The following is a 17,136-nucleotide window of genomic DNA, read 5'->3' as shown; positions in this document are numbered from 1 at the left end:
TGACAACTTTTGATTTAAACGGAAATATTTAAAGCACTGCTATAGCTATTACCAGGTAAGCGTTCTAGCTGGGCGTGTGGTTGGGCATTAATTCTTTACAACCGGACAATGATTCTTTAATGTACAGTCGCAAGCACCTGTCGCTCGCGCAAACAAACAACGAGTAAGCGCTATGCGCTCATACTGAGCAGCAATCCAAAATACTCTGCTGACAGGTTGCCCGCGCTATGAACAACCCCTTTTGCAGCTATAACATTATCGCCAGCGATACCAATAACCTCCCTCCTTATTCGGAAAAGTTACAAGAATACTGGATGGCAGGTAATGGTATTTTCCTGCGATCGCACCGTCCAGAACTAGAAGTGTGCCTTGCGATCGCCCACTGCATCGTTGGCAATCTGCTCCAGATCCAGCCTTATTTTCGCCTCGTGCCACCAAAAGTCCCCGCGTCAACCATCTCAGAAATTCTTCGTATTTGCCTAGAAGCAGGCGAGCGAGAAGTTTTGTTCTATCTGAGCTATGACGATCGATGGCAACTGCACGTTCCACCACAAACAGCTAGCCGCACGAGCGTTGCAGCAACGGAATCGTCATTTAATTCTACTTATGAAACTGCCCTCATCGAAATCCACAGCCATGCAGGAGCGCCTGCTTGCTTTTCAACTCAAGACGATCTTGAAGAAAGCGGTAAGTTCAGAATCTTCGCCGTCATCGGTTCCTTACCTGAAAAACCTTCTATTTGCGTGCGATTGGGAGTTTACGATCGCTTCTTCAACATACCTATCTCTTGGATTTTTGCCACATGACAATCGACTTATCGTTTGCTAATTCAGTACCGATTATTCCGGCTCAAAATACTCAAATTCAGTTTGTCCTTGTCGGTGCTGGTGGAACGGGTAGCTGTATCATCAGAGAACTGTGCAAAGTTGTTTGTCAAATTCAAAGCGTTACCAAAAAACAAGTATCTATTCGCATCGTGGACTTCGATACTGTAGAGTCGCGCAATATTCCTAGACAAATATTCCTGCCTGAAGAAATCGGCATGAATAAAGCAGAAGCACTCGCAATTCGTTACAGTAGCGCCTTTGGAATTAGCATTAAAGCGATCGATCGGCCCTTTGACTATCAGATGGTAGCTCGGTTAAAGCAATGGAATACACTGATAGTAATTATCGGCTGCGTTGATAATGCGGCAGCCAGGGCAGAGATCGAACGCTGCCTCGAATACAATTCAAAAACGCAACTAGCTTCCATATTCTGGCTGGACTGCGGCAATGCCCAAACTAGCGGTCAAGTCTTGCTAGGGACTACCACCAACTTCGATCTGTTACGTGCTTTCGATCGCCCCGAACGTCCTAATCTCTGCTACCAACTTCCGTCTCCAACATCGCTCCACCCAGAACTCCTCGTGGCGCAACCGGAAGAACTGTCGAGTTCTCGCCTCTCTTGTGCCGAGATTCAACTACGTAACTATCAGGCATTATTCGTCAATCAATTTGCCGCGACAATAGCCAGCCAATACATTTTAGAACTCACATTCACCGGAGGATTGAGAAGATTCGCCACCTATTTTGACTGCAAAACGATGAATTGCAAATCCCTTTATATCACCCCCTCCAACTTATCTCAATTCCAAAATTAAAAAATCCAGTACTAAAGCCAACAACGGTAGTGCTTTGCACTCACCGTTGAATGCTAGTACTGAAAAAGATGAACTTAATCGACTACAAACTCCTGGAAATTTTAGAAACTACTCCGGAGAAATTTCCAGATTTAGAACGAGAAAGTATTTACACTCCAGGCTTTTGCGAGCGAGTAAATGTTCTGAGCAAACAGTTTCATCTAATTATGCAACAGATAGGCATGGGTCTATCTGTGGAACCATTGCTAAACAATTCTCCTCAAATCAAAGAATGGGTAGAAAAGGTTCAGCCAATTATTAGCATACCTGCGATCGCTAAGAGTTGGAATGCCAGCTTGCAAAAACTTATTAGCAACAACTTGTTAGTGGCACAATACGACCTGATTTTAGAAAAAGAAGAGCGGTTAATTGCTATAGATTGGTCGATTCAAGCTCGTCCGTTTAGCTACCACCAGTTACTCGAAAGCTGGCAGACGCAACTTCGCCTGTTTCTCTTGCTAGAAAACAGTAGCTTCGCTCCCGAACAGATTGGCATTAGCTACCTATTAGTTAACTCCAAGGATATTCCTATCTACCATTTCGGATACAGTAAGCAACAACATGAAGAATTTCAGCAGAAATTAGAAAGCATTCTCTCAAAGCTTCCTGAAACAGAAAAGAATGTGTCACCTACCGCTCTTTCGGAATTTGAGCGCGATGCCAGCGAACTGAAGATCGAAAAGTTTCTCAATGGCGAACTTACCACTCAGGAATATCTAGCCACAGTTCCCGAAGTTGAAATTTGAACGTAACAGAAATAGGGAAATACCGATTTCCCTGCTCGTGACTAACTAGATATGGACAATATCACAATTAAGCAAAAAATCGACCTCAAAAAAGTACAGCTAACACCAGATGGATGGACGCTCAACATTTTATCGCCAAGAGTCGCAACAATTACAAATCCACTAGGAATGAGAAAAGTCTCTTACTTCGGGTTTTACAAAACTAAAGATGCAGAAAAGTTCCAACAATATTTGTTGGAAAACCATCTGTGTACGGCAGCTGTGATTAGAAGCTCCCGACGACTGGCTGCACCAATTGAATGCAAGGCTTGGGGGTGCACCAGCCAAATAATTTGGCAGTGTGCTGTCAAAGATCTAAGGGGTTATACCTTATAAATTGAGCAGGTCTTTTTGTCCTGTCTAAGTGTAGTAAGGAGGAGTCGCGTAATCTAATGAAGACCTGCTCAATTTATTTTTGTAAAGATGCTAAAACAACCAAATTTGTCCGAGCGGCAACAACTACTTCAACCCGCTTTCACAAAAACTAGCACTGATTAGATAGAAGCAACAATGATTTACTACAAACGCATGACATATGTTGCAATTGGCGATGGTTTCCAAACTTATATCTGTCCGGCGTGCGGTACAGCTCCTTATATTCGATACAAGTTTTTACCCAATCGAGCCGAACTCGATGAGGCGGTTGGGAAATGCAAGAATGCAGGTTGGAAAGTTGCGAACGGCACTAATATATCCAAGCTGATGCTATCTACTACACAAAAGACGAGCGGACGTTAAAGTATTACGCACTCAATTCAAATAGATTTTTATTAATCGATCCACGTACCAGCAAAAACAGGAGCCTTATGTTATTCAAGCATTCGCTTAATATCAATATAACTTCCAGTACAATTGTCAGTAATTATGGTAGCGAAGAGTTACAGACAGCTTATTTTCTAGAGAATGGTGAAAATGTTTCTATCTCATTCTCTACTAAATGTATTAGCAAGTTAGATGAATTAATTACCTTACTACAACACATCAGAAGTATTTTGGCATTTCAACGAGCTAAAGAATTAGAAATAGAAAGCAAGCTGCTGCAAGAAAAACCTGCTGACTGTACGATTGGCAAGAGTAATGGCAGTAAAAATCCTGAAAGTTTTAGTCAACTATTCGACTGAAGCTCATAAATCAGATCGCTCTCCAGCAATGCTGGAGTATTTTTTTAACAACGACTCATTGCTTTGCAATCTCGGTTGGTGCTGACGAACCGACATATCTACTCTGGATATATGCGAAAACAAACGACTCAAGCTACATCAACAATCTCATCAGATAACAATATTGTTACTGAAGATGACTTTGACAATCTCATTGTTAAGTATGAATCCTCTCAGTACGATGGCAAAATTACCGATCTCCCTATCTGTCAAGTCTTGAATGACAAATCTCCTGCGAGTGTTGGTATGTTTGTTAAAGCCAAAAACTTACCACAGATAGGCTGGCGCGGACCGGAAGCTACCTACGAGCATACGTTTTCTAGTGGTGCTACAGAATTAGGCGTTCTGCTCCAGTCGCCGAGAATGCATATCTTAAGGACTTCACCGCGCTGTATCGAAATCAGAAAAACTGGAGAACTCGTTGCTAACTACGAGAACGTTGAAGGACGCAAAAAATATGAGGACTTAGGCAATTTAGCGACGCTGCGGACTTTTTACTTGATCTACTTAGTAGATGAAAATAACAATAACTTCCACGACCTACCGCTGATCCTTTCGATCAAAGGAGTAGCAGCAGTCCGCTTTGGCGAGGCATACAGGCAGTTCAAGCGTCAATTAGAAATTGCTTATGCCAACCGCAGAAAAACTCAGTATAAACCAAAAGACGAACGCTTTCACATCGCTGGTATTTTCAATCCTACCTTCAAGCCATCCCTCGAACCTCCAGATGGCGAACAAAAGTCATGGGTAGCCGTTCCCGCTTATTTTGCCACGCCTGCCCCCCAAGGTGATGACCTCAGCAATTACCTCGTACCGCAAAAAGAGGAGGAGTTATGGGCAATAGTTCAAAGTAGCAACGAGTTCTCTAGCAACATTCTCAAAACTGCCCAAGAACATAACAGAATGCTTGAAAGTGCTTCAGATAGCACGAATGCAACAACTATCGACACTAATGCTGTGGCTGTAATTGCTAACGCAGACGAGCTGCCTTACTAAAGTTTCAACATAGCACCTCAAGGGGAGGCAATACCTCCCCCAGTCAAAGTCAAATACTATCAGTCAATAAAACATGAACTTTACTATCGAACAAGACAAACTATCTCAGTTACTAGATGCTGCTTCCCTTGCCATCCCAACTCGACCCACAGATCCTATTCTCGGCGCAATCCTATTAGTCGCTGATGCCGAAACTCAAACTTTATCTACCACTAGCTTTAATCTCAGCCTCGGCATCCATAGCAAAACCAAAGCCAACATTAAAACTTCAGGTGTAGCAGCACTACCAGGAAAATTGCTGGCAGACACGATTGGCTATCTCAAAGGAGAACTGTGCTTTGAATTAGAAGAACGCACCTGCATTATCTCCCACTCCAGGGGCAAGCGCAGAATTCAAAGCTTCAACCCTAGTGAATTTCCACAACTGCCCAGCGGCGGAGATCGAAGTATTACCTTGCCAGTCAAGAAATTCCTTGCTGCGATTCGCGCCACCCTATTCGCTGCCAGCAAAGATGAAACTAGACCTGTCATTACTGGTGTCAATTTCAAATTCGAGCGCGATCGCTGGCAAGCAGGGGCAACAGATTCTCATCGCTTGGCAATAGTATCGGCACCTTTCGACGCAGACATTGCTGAAAATATTGAATTTACCGTCTCCTACAAAAACTTACAAGAAATCGAGAAAATTCTCTCAACCAAGAGCGAAAACAGTACTTGCACGCTTGACTTCAACAGCAATTTTGTAGAATTCAACTTGCCCAACACTAGAATTACCTCCCGACTGCTGGAAGGCGAGTTTCCCAAGCTCGATAGCCTCATTCCTACCAGCTTCCAACACGAATTCTACATAGACAAAGCCGCACTGGAAACCGGACTCAGAAGAGTTGCAACCCTAGCCGAGAAGAAAAGCAAAACTGTCAAAACTATTTGGGACGTGAAAAACCAACAACTAACCCTGTACACGGAATCTACCGATGTGGGTAACGCGATCGAATCTGTAATTATTAAAGCCAATTCTGCATCGGACGAACAGATCGGCATTGGCTTCAACCTGACCTACCTAGCTGAAGCTGTCAAACACGTCACCACTGATGAAATCGTTATCAAAGCGAACGAATCGTCTAGACCCGCTATCGTCTGCCCTGTGGGTGGCATCCTCAACCAACTTACCCTCGTCATGCCCGTGTTGATTTCCTCTGGCTATGAGATCGACAAACCTGCCAATACAAAAACTAGCATTGATAGCAGCGAGGTAGAAGTAGCCCAAACACAATCGGGCATCATTGAACCATCACAAGTGGAGACGGTAGCACAAATCGAAAGCGAAAATGGTGCCCAAACTCCAGAAACAGCCCAACCTACCAAAGCTAGGCGCAACAGGCAAAACAAACCAAAAGCAGCCGTAACAGTTTAATTGGGCGATCGCCCTCCTTGGCGCTCGATGCAAACAATCGGGCGCTTTCTCAAGCAAACACTTCCTCAAGTACGCTCATGATTCCTTACAATCCGATTCACCTCAAATACCGTCCTCAAACTCTCGCACAACTGGTAGGACAAGACATCATTGCTACTACCCTTTCTAACGCCATCAATGGGGGCAAAATTGCCCCAGCTTACCTGTTCGTCGGACCTAGAGGTACTGGTAAAACATCCACCGCCCGCATCCTGGCTAAATCTCTCAACTGCCAATCTGCCAACCCACCCACCACAACACCCTGCGGTCAGTGCCAATCTTGCCGCGCGATCGCCTCCAGCCACTCCCTTGATGTCAACGAACTCGATGCTGCTAGTAACTCCGGCGTGGAAAACATTCGCGAGATCGTTGAAAGATCGAGTTTTGCACCTGTCGAAAGCCGATACAAAGTTATAATTCTCGACGAGTGCCACTCTTTGAGCCAAGCGGCATTCAATTCTCTACTCAAAACACTGGAACAACCACCATCAAACGTAGTATTCATTTTATGTACTACAGAAGTGCATAAAGTCCCGCTGACAATTATCTCTAGATGCCAGCGTTTCGACTTCAGAAGGATTGACACTAAAACAATTACAGAACACCTGCAAGCAATTACCGTTGCAGAACAAATTGACATTACAAAAGAGGCACTGCAACTCGTAGCGCAAACAAGTCATGGTTGCTTGCGAGATGCTCTGACGCTGCTCGACCAACTAAGTAATATTGGCACGGAGATCGCTGCCGAGCAGGTGTATCTCATGGCTGGTACTGTCCCCGAACCAGAACTGCTCGATTTATTGGACAACATCAGCACGGGAAATGCAACTGCCTGTTGTCGCATCATCCAAAAACTCGTCGAGCAAGGCAAAGATCCATTTATCGTTTACCTGGACATCCTGAGAATACTCAAAGATCTACTCGTTATCAAAACCTGCGCTGATGCTACAGAACTAGCATGGCAGGCAACAGAAAAATGGGAGAAATTACAAATTTTAGTGCAATATTGGAAAGCAATCTCAATCCAAGATGCCATCAAACTGCTTAATTCCAGAGAGCGGCAGATGAAACAACAATCGTCGCAACTTTGGCTAGAAGTCACAATTCTAGAATTAGCCAAAATTCCTCTACCGTTAGCAGCTAACAATAAGCCGACCGCCGACCCTTGGTACAGTTGGGAATATCCTAGCGACGCGATCGCTTGGGCGCATCAATTACTACCACACCTATGTTATGGAGAATTGTGGGAAAAATGGAACGCTCTTGCAACCGTCAATGGCAAGAAAGCTCCCGCATGGGTCAAGGCGATCGAAGAAGCACGTCTTAACAAACAGTTAACTACTGTAGGCAAAACAACAAGCTGGGTGCGGTAGTTTTAGCCTAGTTTTTTACGGTGGCTGGCAAGGACGGAAGAATGTTTGTCTTTCATACTCAAACAACAAGATGAAAAGCTATACATTCTTCCGTATCCTATTAGCACTCTTTGCTTGAATACCGAGCGATTATAGTCATCTGAGATCGTACTTTTTATCTCAAAGCCTATTAGTAGTTTAACTAAATAATAGACTAAATTTATCACAACTAATAGCGATGGAACAATACAATCATAGAAATTTAGTGACTAGGAGTAAAGGGAAAATTGTTGTAAATGAAAATGAACTAGATATTTTCTATACCGACTGCTCTCCCAAAGAACGATGGGAACCCGATCGAGAGCTAATACCTTACAATCAGCTCAGGCAGCTCGTTATCGATATTGAAACTTCTGGACTCTCCAGCCAAACCGATCGCATATATGCCATTGGTTGCATGGATGAAAATTGGCAAGCCACAATATTTATGGAATTAGATGAAAGTAGTTTATTACAGAAATTTGTCAGGCACGTTTCAGGGTATTGTGCGGATGTAATCCTCAGCTTTAACGGCACGCAATTCGACATCCCTTTCATCATCGCGAGATGTGAAAAATACAACATTCGACATCCCTTCAAGATTTCTGACAAGTTGCGAACAATCCAAACAGCACAAGTATTCGGTCAGCCGTTAAAAATTCATCAGGTGTACGTCAAAGGCAGCCAACACGTAGATGTTTATATCTGCGTTCTCAGATGGGATTATGTAAATAAATGCCTTCACAACGCTCGTTCGCTCAAACGAGCAGTGTTAGAAATGGGACTGCGCCAACAAGAGCGATTGGTTTTGTCATATCAACAAATCCTAGAATGCTGGCAACAAGGAGCCCAGAGTCAAGGCTGGGCAAAAATCCGCCAATATCTCATCTTCGATCTAGAAGACACCAAGCTAATCGCTGATAAGCTAGTACCTTCATACTACTATGAATCTGGGATCGTACCCAGAATGAACCTGCAACAACTCGCCATCACGGGTAACGGCACGAAATGGCAGCGCATACTTGAAAACCAATACCCCACCCTTCGACCGACAGCCGACCGAAAAATGCACTTCGATGGCGGTCTAGTAATTTCAGTCCCAGGATTGCACCGTAACGTTGCCAAAATTGATGTGGCTAGCCTGTACCCTAGTATCATGCTCAAGTACGGCATCTGCTCTCGTAAAGATCCGCGCCGAGTGGGACTGAACATTCTAGAGTATCTGACCCAAGAACGGCTCCGACTCAAGCAACTGGCAAAAGCTGGAGACATAGATGCCAATCATGCCCAAAGCGCCCTCAAAGTCACGATCAACTCCCTATTTGGCTTTTTAGGCACTTCTGGACTGAGCTTCAACGACATGGAAGCTGCTGCTCTCGTCACTGCCTATGGCAGGCGCATACTCCGGTTCGCGATCGAATTTATTCAAACACAAGGAGGCATCCAAGTTGAGAGCGACACCGACGGTATCTTCTTCAGCCATCCTCAGCCAGTGCAAGTTTATCAAAGCTTGCAAGCGGCAATGCCTGAAGGAATCGACATCGAACTTGAAACTCAAGCCACTGCTATGTTCGTCCCCGAACGCGGCGCTAAAAACTACATTCTCTGGCACGATGATGGTAGTGTCACTGCTAAGGGGATCTGGCGCAAGCGCGATCGCTCGCAACTAGAAAAGGAATTTCCCCTACAATACCTGACGCACTTTCTTAGCAATCCCCAAACAGCAGAGACGTATTACCAATCCATTAAACAACAACTTAGCTCTGGTAGCTTTCCCATCTCTAAACTACAAATCACTCGCAAAATCAAAAAAGGCGAAAAAAACCTTTTGCGTCTGGGGAGTACGGGAGAAGTTGTCACTTTCTATCAAGGCATTGAAGGAATAACCAATTGCGGTTCCTACTCCAGCGGCTACTACTTAGAAATCGTTGCCCAAAAACGCCAAGAAATTCTTGACTTAGTCGCACCTGAAATTCTTGGAAACCGAAAAGTACAGCTATCTCTTTTTTAAATATTCCCCTTAGTGAATCTGCATGAATAGAAGACTTATGCAGATTTACTAGCAAAACTAAAGCAGCACTATGAAGACAAAAAAGAAAAGCTATAGAAAACCCAGATTAAACAAAAAGCAAAAAGAGTGGGTTAATAAGTTTATTGCCTGTCGTTGCCATGCCAGAATTACAGATATTTATGAAGGTTTGTCGGGCGATCGCGTAGTTACTATCGAATGGAATGAAGACTCACCGTTATCAATCCTATCTGCGGATAGTTACGTTCGAGGTCAAATTTTTCATCAAGTCAGAGTAAAACTCCGAAAATTTGGCGATCCTCGCTCTAGTGCAGATTACAGCTATAGAATTATCGCTCCCCAAAAACATACAACGACTTATCAGCTTCAAGGACAACTATCTCTAGAAATTCCCCAAATCTACAGCGTTCAAATACCAAATAATCCCGTTCTGGTTCCCAAGAAGCACTGTCAAGAGCGAAATAAAAATCCTGCTAAAACTAGCCAATATAGCTTACCCCTATCGGGGATAACAGCACAACTACATCGGATTAATTTGTCCAAAACAGGAGAAGTTCTCAGCGAACGAGAACTACTTTCAGAAACCGTAATTTACCACGATTCAGCAACAGGATCGTCTATCCATCTACCAGCAGCAGTTGTTGCCATTCTTCAGAATAAACAAGCTTCTCCCAAAGAATGGTCAGATGCGATCGCGCTATACCAAGTTGGAGGACCGACTTGCGTAATGCAATATCTAGAGGGACTTGACGCACTCCGCGATCGCGGAGTCACGCAACCAATTACCGAGACAAATACTATTGAGAAACAAGGCAGTGGATCTATTAAATTTACCGCTCGCAATAGATAATAGCATTCTCAATCGCAAGGATGTGTTTCCTTCTCCGCCGTGGGTAGTAGAAATCCTCATAGAAAACGCCAACATTACTCCTGGCTGCCTTTGCCTCGAACCGAGTGCTGGAACTGGAAATCTTGCTCTTGAATTACAAAATTTCGGTGCAATAGTCGAAGTCATCGAACCAATTCCAGAGCTACAACTGGTTCTGACTTTACAAAATCTATTGGTGATTGGTTCTGACTTTCTCACTACACCTAATCTCGAATGTAAGTATGACAGGATAATCCAAAATCCACCATTCTCGCTACAAGTCAGCCACATTATCAAGGCTTATAAATGCCTAAAACCTGGAGGGAGGCTAGTATCTCTATGCAGTTCGTCCCCCTGGCAACACAACAGTAACCTCGATAAATACTTTAGAAATTGGCTGAAGACAGTCGGCGCTCAAGCTATCGATTTACCCTACGGACTATTCGCCAATAGCGTTAGATATACTGATGTTGATTGCCATTTAATAATTATCGAGCGAACATGAGTAAAAGAAGCTAAAGTTTCTCCAGCTTTGCTAAAAGAGTTCGAGTTTGAAGAATTTATCTTTTATAATCAAACAAATGTGAAATAATTCATCCTCATTCGACTTCTACGAATCTACTCATTGTAGGGTCAACGCAATTTACCAAAACGAACAGCCCATCTCTTACCAAAGTATGTACGCATCCTCCTAACATTCAGTTTTAGATGTAGAGCGATCTCACCCACACCTACCCCAACATCCCAATCTCTACTTACTAAATATGCCATCATGAGAGAACCAACTGCGGCACAGTTGCGAAGTTTGTATAGACATTGTTACCAACTGACTGAAATATTTCGGCAACCAATTCATATGATTAGAATAGACGAACGTACTGGAAATTTATTTATCTTGGCTGGTGAGGAAGAATCAATCGAACTCGAAATCGATCCAGAAGGAGAGTTGTTGCCATGAGTGTTAACTTTGACCAAATGACTGACGAAGAACTAAAGCGCTATATGCTGGCACATCGTCAAGACCAAGAGGCATTTCACGCATACATGGACAGGCGAGCACTACGACCAAAGAAAGTTTTGATCTCGGCAGAGGAAGCAAAATTGCCTTTTGACGAGTATGTGAAACTTGCTAACGAACGGATGCGCGAACATTTTGGCGATCGCCTGTTTCCACAGCAGCAAAATCCACCCCAGTAATAAAGAGCGATCGCACTATAGTATTGTTGTGCTGAATATGATAGCGCATACGAAAACTGCTACGATACGTAATTCATGCTCGCGGCATCATCTGTGATGCTTGATATAAAGTTCGTGGAGAGTTGCAATCAAATGCTTCCACAAATTTTTTGAATCAGAAGATCGACATTCACTTAAGACAACGAAACAGCTGGCGCTGAAACTATTAAATAGAAAATTTTCACGCACTATGCCAGTATACATCTATTGGGGAGAAGATGATTTCCTGCTATCAAAAGCAGTTGAGGCTTTACGCGCACAACACTTAGATCGAGAATGGGGATTGCTGAACTACATTCAAATAGCACCAGTAGATAAAGACAACATTGCTAACGCTCTGGTGGAGATCGTAACAGCACCCTTGGGAGAAGGTGGAAAAATCGTACACCTACCTCAAAGCAGCCTCTTGGGAGCATGTCCGTCAGAAGTCATTGCAGAGTTAGAAAGGACGCTACCAAATATTCCAGAAAATAACATTCTCTTGATGACATCGACTCAGAAACCAGATGAAAGAAACAAATCTGTTAAGTTAATCCTGCAATACGCACAGCTCAAAACATTCCCACTCATTCCGCAGTGGGAATCCACAAAGATCGTGTCACAAGTTAAATCGTTTGCATCCGCTATCGGTGTCAAACTCACCAATGATGCTGTAGCTGCTTTAGTAGAAGCTGTAGGCAATAACTCTCGCCAAGCATGGAACGAACTAGAAAAACTCAAACTCTACGCACAAGACGCAGCGATCGGTGCTGAAATTGTCAGACAATTGGTAGCTAACACTTCTAGTAGTAGTTTGGAGCTGGCTGCTGCCTGTCGGACGGGCGATACAACATTGGCACTAAAACAACTCGATCGCCTGTTAGCTTTAAACGAACCTCCCCTGCGAATTGTCGCTACGCTCGCTACCTGCTTTCGTACCTGGCTATCGGCTAAGGCTTGCATAGAGGCGGGATGGAAAGACGATGCTGCAATTGCTAAATTTATCGAACTCAAAAACCCTAAAAGACTGTTCTTTATCAAGCAAGAGATTAGAGCCGTATCCTTGACAAAGCTCAGAAATGCAATGGCTATCCTGCTGGAGTTGGAAGTTTTGCTCAAATCGGGAGGCAATGCCGACATTTTAGCAACATACGTTATTAATCTCTGCACTGTCTGAGACAAAATCTTCACGGCGATCGAGCGACAAAACCGCTATTACCTTGCTGCCACTGTTGCGGACGATCGCAATGTTGCTTCTTCCACTAGCAGTTATTTATGGTCGAATCAAAAAGAATTTCCCGATTCGATTTAGATTGCTTGGTCGATCGCCACAGCGCACACCTTAACGTACCCTGGCAGTTTCCAAAGCGAACGGCATACCAAAGATCCACAAAACTCACAAATAGACATGGACGTTCAACTAGAATTATTACAACTAGAGCAAACCACTACAACCCAAGACAAGGTGGAACAATGTATAGACAATGCTAACCACCAAGCGTCACAAAACAAACTGCCACAACAGACTCAGCAATTCACCTTCGATCGAATTGTCGGTCAACCAATTGCTCTTTCTACCTTGCAAAATGCAATCGACTCTAACCGCATAGCCCCAGCATACCTATTTGCAGGACCAGATGGTGTTGGCAAAACTCTGGCGGCGATCGCTTTTATTAACGAATGGTTAGGTATTGCTAATCTACAAAATCATCCAGATCTTCTCTGGATAGAACCAACATACGTACATCAAGGAGAACTAATTGCCGCAACACGAGTAACAGAAGGCGAACTACTCTGCAAATCTCCTCCGGCTATCAGGATCGACCAAATCAGAAAAGTTTCCCAATTCTTATCTACTTCGGCTCTATATGCCTCATTCAAAGTTGCAATTATCCAACATGCTGATGCCATCTACCCTGCTGCTGCCAACGCTTTGCTCAAAACTTTGGAGCAACCAATCACAGGCATTCTCATCCTCATTAGCAGCGATCCGGCGCAACTACTACCTACAGTGACCAGTAGATGCCAGAAAATCCCATTTTTTCCTCTACTGAATACCGATCTCCTTCAAGTTCTCTCTCAGATTGGATATACAGAAATTATTGCTCGTCCTGAAATAATTGCTCTTGCCAATGGCAGCCCAGGTCGTGCTATCTATCATTACCAAAAACTGCGATCGCTTCCACCAGAACTGCTTTCCCACCTCCAATTACCTCCAACAGATCTGATAACAGCACTGTCAATCGGCAAAGAAGCAGAATTGCTCGACTTCCAACAACAACTTTGGTTGCTGGAATACTTAGAATATTGTTGGTGGCATCAGCTCAAAGACCCTACATGGCTTGCCAAACTAGACAATGCCAAAAACCAACTCAAACAACTAGCACAACCTCGGCTAGTATGGGATGTTCTACTCATGCCATAGACTTTTTCTAGATTTTCAGTTGATTCTCTGAAAATCTAGAGTGACTCGATATAGTTTATTGTGTCGTTAATTAGATCGAGATTGCTATAGGTTTTGGATATTCTTAGCGAGCGAATTTAGTACAAAAATGTGCGGAACTTCAACAACTAACTAAGCACCATTACAAATACTCCAATAACTAGCATAACTAGTCTGAAAACCGGAGAAGATTTTAGAGGTGGAAAAAGCCCAATTGCTGGCACGAGTGACAGTAGAGCTAATAATTGCCGAGCGAACAAAAAATTTGCCCCTGCTAGCAAAACAAAAAAAATGCTGAGCATCCAATTAACTACAATCTCTAGTTGTTTGAAACGATTCATTTTTTCAATCATAATTTATATCAATGGAAACTAATATGAACGATCGTTATATTACAATAACTGACTAGCTTTTCTACTCAAAACTTAGAACAACATAGACAACAAAATCAAACCCAAGTTTTTTCAGTACAAACTGAACTAATTGTATAAAATTTAGTATCGCAATGATTTAGTTTACATCATGTTGTTAGCCAATATTTAGTTTTGAACGAAATCAAACCATATCTTTATAATTAAAGTTGAATTATAAAGATATATTTTATTTAGGTATGTTTGAGCGCAAGTATCACCGCAGAATCTTGACCGTTCTTCACCCCAATGCCGAGTTTCTAGCCAAATGTCGGGCTTACTTGGACGTTGTGCTGGTTTGCCTTCTGCTGTCTCGATGACAGTGAGGAGCGTCAATCAACTCAAGAAATTAACAGGTGGCATGAGTTACAATAAGTCTGAAATAGTAGTATTTTGCATCTTTCTAATACATTTAACTATTTCACAAATAATGTTATGAAGTAAACAGCAATGAAACGAGGAGAAATTATAGCTATTTTTTTTCACTTCACGAGTTAGAGCGTGAAGAGAAGGCTATTTTCATTAGTCTTCTGAGTTAGCAACTAACTGCATTGGTTCTGTAACTATGATATCTGACAGCAAAAATTACCAGCAGTGCCAGTTTATTGAAAAGCTTATAGTTTCCGACTCAAATTTCTTGGGTGGCAAGCCTTTTATCTCTAGCACTCACTTTAGTGTCGAGTGGGTAGTCACAAAACTTCTTGAAGGTTACACCAAACAAGATCTACTTACCAATTTTTCGCTTCTGTATGCCGAAGGTATCGATGCAGCCATTGCTTTTGTAGATACATTACCGCCAGAGCATCCTTTAGCTCAACTCTTACAGCAATACCCTCTCCAACAAGCAGATAATTCTGCCCAAGCAACAGGCTTGACAACTTTATACGAAGATGGAGAGATGGCGCAACTAGTTCGAGAAAAGATAGAGGCGAGAATGCAGTTGCTCGACATGCCACCAGAAGAAGCACAAAAGTTAGCGGATATGACCCTATACCCCCAGTATTGGAGTCTGCGAGCCGAAAACATCAAATGGGAAGAATCCATCCCTTCTCGCTATGGTGAAGAAACTAACTCCTGAAGATTTGTACGATATCTTTGTCAAACTACAAGCAGCAGAATTAGATGCTGTTGTCGTAGGAGAACAAGCAATTAATTTGTGGGCATCCAAGTATCGCGATCGCTCTCCACAATTGCAACAGATGCTTCCCTTTGCTAGTGAGGACTTGGATTTTTATGGTTGTAAAATTGAAGTCTTTACCTGTAATCAGGCTTTACAGGTGAAGCCAAACTGAACCGAGTTTTCGACCCCAGCCCCAATTCTGAGATAGTTACAGTCAAACGCCAGGACGCTAACCTCAGAATTGATTTTCTCGCGTCAGTATACGGTTTAAATGATTCTGAAATTACGGGTACTGCCATTCCATTTCCTGGGGAATCTAAATTATCTAGTGTCAACATCAAAGTGCTTCATCCCGTTCTTTGTTTGGAAGGAAAATTAAAATCTTTACGTGGCTTACCGCAGTGGGGAAGGCAAGACAAGAAACACGTAGAAATGGCAATTCTATGCGTTAAAGAATTTGTAAAAGACTTATGCAATCAGGAATAACCGCGAACCGGACTCAAACTTGTCGAACGGATGTTAGATAGTGTTCTCAAAGAAGATGGATTGAACGCCTGGTATCGTCGTCATGGCATTCAAGTGGAATCGGCTATTCCTATCGAAGAATTAAAGCAGCTAAATGATGAGAAGTGGCAGAAGTTTTGCAACATCAGACTACCAGAAGTATTAGCGCAAATTCACGTGAAAAGAAACCGTTACTTAGAAGCGATGGAGCAGAGTGCGGCTTGCTCTAGAAGTATAGAACAAAAGCGTCAAATTAGTACGAGCCAATCAATTGAAGCAGTGTTAGAGCAGCCCCAAACACTACCTCCTAATGCACTCACTACTAGTCCAACGACCCAATCCAACTGACTCTAGCGACTGCAACTGCCCCAACTCTGATGCAGTTTTTTCTAACATTGAAAAATCACCAACAGACTCAAGAGCTTGACACTCGGACTGAGATGGCAGAAGGAGAAAATTATCAACTGCTGCTCAATCGTCAAGCCAATATCTTTTCTGTTGTTGCTAAGGACGGACGGGGCGAACTGATGCGAGTCAGTGTAACTACAGGCAAAATCCTCTATACTACTGGCATCACTGGCAGCGATCTCGAACGCTGGCAGGCGATCGGCAGTGCTATTGTCGGGCAGCAACCACCGCTGCAGCAACTAGAGCGGGATCGACCGGAGTATTAGTACAACATTGAAACTGTAAGCCACACGGCGTAAGTGCGCTGCGGCGGTGATGAGTTGTGCTGTCTTGCCATGTTCTGCCTGTTGTCCTAACCGCTGGTTGGCTAGAATAGACTCTGAGCTGTTCTGGTGAGCTAAAGATTAAAATAGCCCTAACTACTAAGTTTAGAGCATCTAAGGAGAAAATCTACCTTGCACCGATAAAAGCAGCGACAGCTCCGGCAAAACCTGAACTCAATACACTTAACAATTAGTAAGTGACGCTGGAAAGAGCCAGCGTTTGCGGATAGTCATTCTGTCCTGTTACTTGCGGGATTATCCCTTTGTATGTCGGTGTAAAGAAGGTATTGAAGACATTGAGCGCAAAACTCAACGAGTATACTTGCTACACTGCTGTAACGAACGGTAGT

At 43.2% G+C, this 17,136-nt stretch carries 21 protein-coding genes; all 21 read left to right on the top strand.

All coding sequences use genetic code 11. The annotated features are described in order from the left end of the window. Positions 1-227 precede the first annotated feature (227 nt). The 21 genes from M5J74_RS30975 to M5J74_RS30875 all read left to right on the top strand — a co-directional run bounded on the left by M5J74_RS30975 (position 228) and on the right by M5J74_RS30875 (position 16,729). Complete coding sequence (locus M5J74_RS30975; RefSeq protein WP_250017417.1) at positions 228-806, top strand: Mov34/MPN/PAD-1 family protein; 579 nt, start codon at positions 228-230, stop codon at positions 804-806. After that, positions 803-1,642: a ThiF family adenylyltransferase gene (locus M5J74_RS30970; protein ID WP_250017415.1), complete on the top strand. Its 840-nt coding sequence runs from the start codon at positions 803-805 to the stop codon at positions 1,640-1,642. The genes M5J74_RS30975 and M5J74_RS30970 overlap by 4 nt, the downstream gene beginning before the upstream one ends. Before the next feature lie 68 nt (positions 1,643-1,710). After that, positions 1,711-2,427 carry a PD-(D/E)XK nuclease family protein gene (locus tag M5J74_RS30965; RefSeq protein ID WP_250017414.1) on the top strand — a complete coding sequence of 239 codons (717 nt, stop codon included), beginning with the start codon at positions 1,711-1,713 and terminating at the stop codon, positions 2,425-2,427. Positions 2,428-2,478: 51 nt separating this feature from the next. Further along, positions 2,479-2,802: a hypothetical protein gene (locus M5J74_RS30960; protein WP_250017412.1), complete on the top strand. Its 324-nt coding sequence runs from the start codon at positions 2,479-2,481 to the stop codon at positions 2,800-2,802. 174 nt (positions 2,803-2,976) lie between these two features. After that, the gene (locus tag M5J74_RS30955) at positions 2,977-3,204 is read left to right on the top strand and encodes a hypothetical protein (RefSeq protein WP_250017410.1); all 228 of its coding nucleotides are present in this window, start codon (positions 2,977-2,979) and stop codon (positions 3,202-3,204) included. Between the two features lie 68 nt (positions 3,205-3,272). After that, positions 3,273-3,587, top strand: a complete 315-nt coding sequence (locus M5J74_RS30950; RefSeq protein ID WP_250017408.1) for a hypothetical protein — start codon at positions 3,273-3,275, stop codon at positions 3,585-3,587. A gap of 111 nt (positions 3,588-3,698) precedes the next feature. Continuing rightward, complete coding sequence (locus tag M5J74_RS30945) at positions 3,699-4,622, top strand: DUF5895 domain-containing protein (RefSeq protein ID WP_250017406.1); 924 nt, start codon at positions 3,699-3,701, stop codon at positions 4,620-4,622. A 73-nt stretch (positions 4,623-4,695) separates the two neighbouring features. Next, complete coding sequence (gene dnaN / locus M5J74_RS30940; RefSeq protein ID WP_250017404.1) at positions 4,696-6,036, top strand: DNA polymerase III subunit beta; 1,341 nt, start codon at positions 4,696-4,698, stop codon at positions 6,034-6,036. A 77-nt stretch (positions 6,037-6,113) separates the two neighbouring features. Continuing rightward, the gene (dnaX, locus tag M5J74_RS30935; protein WP_250017402.1) at positions 6,114-7,448 is read left to right on the top strand and encodes a DNA polymerase III subunit gamma/tau; all 1,335 of its coding nucleotides are present in this window, start codon (positions 6,114-6,116) and stop codon (positions 7,446-7,448) included. Between the two features lie 217 nt (positions 7,449-7,665). Continuing rightward, complete coding sequence (locus M5J74_RS30930; protein WP_250017400.1) at positions 7,666-9,477, top strand: DNA polymerase domain-containing protein; 1,812 nt, start codon at positions 7,666-7,668, stop codon at positions 9,475-9,477. A 70-nt stretch (positions 9,478-9,547) separates the two neighbouring features. After that, entirely contained in the window at positions 9,548-10,345 is a 798-nt protein-coding gene (locus M5J74_RS30925) for a hypothetical protein (RefSeq protein ID WP_250017399.1), read from the top strand. After that, positions 10,311-10,868 (top strand): hypothetical protein, encoded by a 558-nt coding sequence (locus tag M5J74_RS30920; RefSeq protein WP_250017397.1) that lies wholly within the window; start codon positions 10,311-10,313, stop codon positions 10,866-10,868. The genes M5J74_RS30925 and M5J74_RS30920 overlap by 35 nt, the downstream gene beginning before the upstream one ends. A 267-nt stretch (positions 10,869-11,135) precedes the next feature. Continuing rightward, positions 11,136-11,321, top strand: coding sequence for a hypothetical protein (locus M5J74_RS30915; RefSeq protein WP_250017395.1), 186 nt, complete (start codon positions 11,136-11,138; stop codon positions 11,319-11,321). Beyond that, complete coding sequence (locus M5J74_RS30910) at positions 11,318-11,560, top strand: hypothetical protein (protein ID WP_250017393.1); 243 nt, start codon at positions 11,318-11,320, stop codon at positions 11,558-11,560. The genes M5J74_RS30915 and M5J74_RS30910 overlap by 4 nt, the downstream gene beginning before the upstream one ends. Positions 11,561-11,789: 229 nt before the next feature. Continuing rightward, positions 11,790-12,755, top strand: a complete 966-nt coding sequence (holA, locus tag M5J74_RS30905; RefSeq protein ID WP_250017392.1) for a DNA polymerase III subunit delta — start codon at positions 11,790-11,792, stop codon at positions 12,753-12,755. 231 nt (positions 12,756-12,986) lie between these two features. Then, positions 12,987-14,003, top strand: coding sequence for an AAA family ATPase (locus M5J74_RS30900; RefSeq protein WP_250017390.1), 1,017 nt, complete (start codon positions 12,987-12,989; stop codon positions 14,001-14,003). Positions 14,004-14,996: 993 nt separating this feature from the next. Next, positions 14,997-15,509 carry a DUF433 domain-containing protein gene (locus tag M5J74_RS30895; RefSeq protein WP_250017388.1) on the top strand — a complete coding sequence of 171 codons (513 nt, stop codon included), beginning with the start codon at positions 14,997-14,999 and terminating at the stop codon, positions 15,507-15,509. Next, on the top strand, positions 15,487-15,723 hold the full coding sequence (locus tag M5J74_RS30890) for a hypothetical protein (protein ID WP_250017386.1): 237 nt from the start codon (positions 15,487-15,489) through the stop codon (positions 15,721-15,723). Before M5J74_RS30895 ends, M5J74_RS30890 begins: the two co-directional genes overlap by 23 nt. A 170-nt stretch (positions 15,724-15,893) precedes the next feature. Next, positions 15,894-16,037 (top strand): hypothetical protein, encoded by a 144-nt coding sequence (locus M5J74_RS30885; protein WP_250017384.1) that lies wholly within the window; start codon positions 15,894-15,896, stop codon positions 16,035-16,037. 30 nt (positions 16,038-16,067) lie between these two features. Next, complete coding sequence (locus tag M5J74_RS30880) at positions 16,068-16,403, top strand: hypothetical protein (protein WP_250017382.1); 336 nt, start codon at positions 16,068-16,070, stop codon at positions 16,401-16,403. A gap of 29 nt (positions 16,404-16,432) precedes the next feature. Then, a complete protein-coding gene (locus M5J74_RS30875) occupies positions 16,433-16,729 on the top strand; it encodes a hypothetical protein (protein ID WP_250017380.1) in 297 nt (98 codons plus the stop codon). Positions 16,730-17,136 lie beyond the last annotated feature (407 nt).

This window comes from Chroococcidiopsis sp. CCNUC1 (genome assembly GCF_023546805.1).
Lineage (GTDB): Bacteria > Cyanobacteriota > Cyanobacteriia > Cyanobacteriales > Chroococcidiopsidaceae > Chroococcidiopsis > Chroococcidiopsis thermalis.
Note: the sequence above shows the minus strand (reverse complement) of the source record. Positions and strands in the feature narration are given on the sequence as shown.

Coding starts and splice junctions, on each gene's coding strand:
- M5J74_RS30970 (WP_250017415.1), top strand. CDS start 803: ATGACAATCGACTTATCGTTTGCTAATTCAGTACCGATTATTCCGGCT.
- M5J74_RS30890 (WP_250017386.1), top strand. CDS start 15,487: ATGGTGAAGAAACTAACTCCTGAAGATTTGTACGATATCTTTGTCAAA.
- M5J74_RS30960 (WP_250017412.1), top strand. CDS start 2,479: ATGGACAATATCACAATTAAGCAAAAAATCGACCTCAAAAAAGTACAG.
- M5J74_RS30900 (WP_250017390.1), top strand. CDS start 12,987: ATGGACGTTCAACTAGAATTATTACAACTAGAGCAAACCACTACAACC.
- M5J74_RS30975 (WP_250017417.1), top strand. CDS start 228: ATGAACAACCCCTTTTGCAGCTATAACATTATCGCCAGCGATACCAAT.
- M5J74_RS30955 (WP_250017410.1), top strand. CDS start 2,977: ATGATTTACTACAAACGCATGACATATGTTGCAATTGGCGATGGTTTC.
- M5J74_RS30915 (WP_250017395.1), top strand. CDS start 11,136: ATGAGAGAACCAACTGCGGCACAGTTGCGAAGTTTGTATAGACATTGT.
- M5J74_RS30965 (WP_250017414.1), top strand. CDS start 1,711: ATGAACTTAATCGACTACAAACTCCTGGAAATTTTAGAAACTACTCCG.
- M5J74_RS30880 (WP_250017382.1), top strand. CDS start 16,068: ATGTTAGATAGTGTTCTCAAAGAAGATGGATTGAACGCCTGGTATCGT.
- M5J74_RS30875 (WP_250017380.1), top strand. CDS start 16,433: ATGCAGTTTTTTCTAACATTGAAAAATCACCAACAGACTCAAGAGCTT.
- holA (WP_250017392.1), top strand. CDS start 11,790: ATGCCAGTATACATCTATTGGGGAGAAGATGATTTCCTGCTATCAAAA.
- M5J74_RS30925 (WP_250017399.1), top strand. CDS start 9,548: ATGAAGACAAAAAAGAAAAGCTATAGAAAACCCAGATTAAACAAAAAG.
- M5J74_RS30950 (WP_250017408.1), top strand. CDS start 3,273: ATGTTATTCAAGCATTCGCTTAATATCAATATAACTTCCAGTACAATT.
- M5J74_RS30945 (WP_250017406.1), top strand. CDS start 3,699: ATGCGAAAACAAACGACTCAAGCTACATCAACAATCTCATCAGATAAC.
- dnaN (WP_250017404.1), top strand. CDS start 4,696: ATGAACTTTACTATCGAACAAGACAAACTATCTCAGTTACTAGATGCT.
- M5J74_RS30910 (WP_250017393.1), top strand. CDS start 11,318: ATGAGTGTTAACTTTGACCAAATGACTGACGAAGAACTAAAGCGCTAT.
- M5J74_RS30895 (WP_250017388.1), top strand. CDS start 14,997: ATGATATCTGACAGCAAAAATTACCAGCAGTGCCAGTTTATTGAAAAG.
- M5J74_RS30930 (WP_250017400.1), top strand. CDS start 7,666: ATGGAACAATACAATCATAGAAATTTAGTGACTAGGAGTAAAGGGAAA.
- dnaX (WP_250017402.1), top strand. CDS start 6,114: ATGATTCCTTACAATCCGATTCACCTCAAATACCGTCCTCAAACTCTC.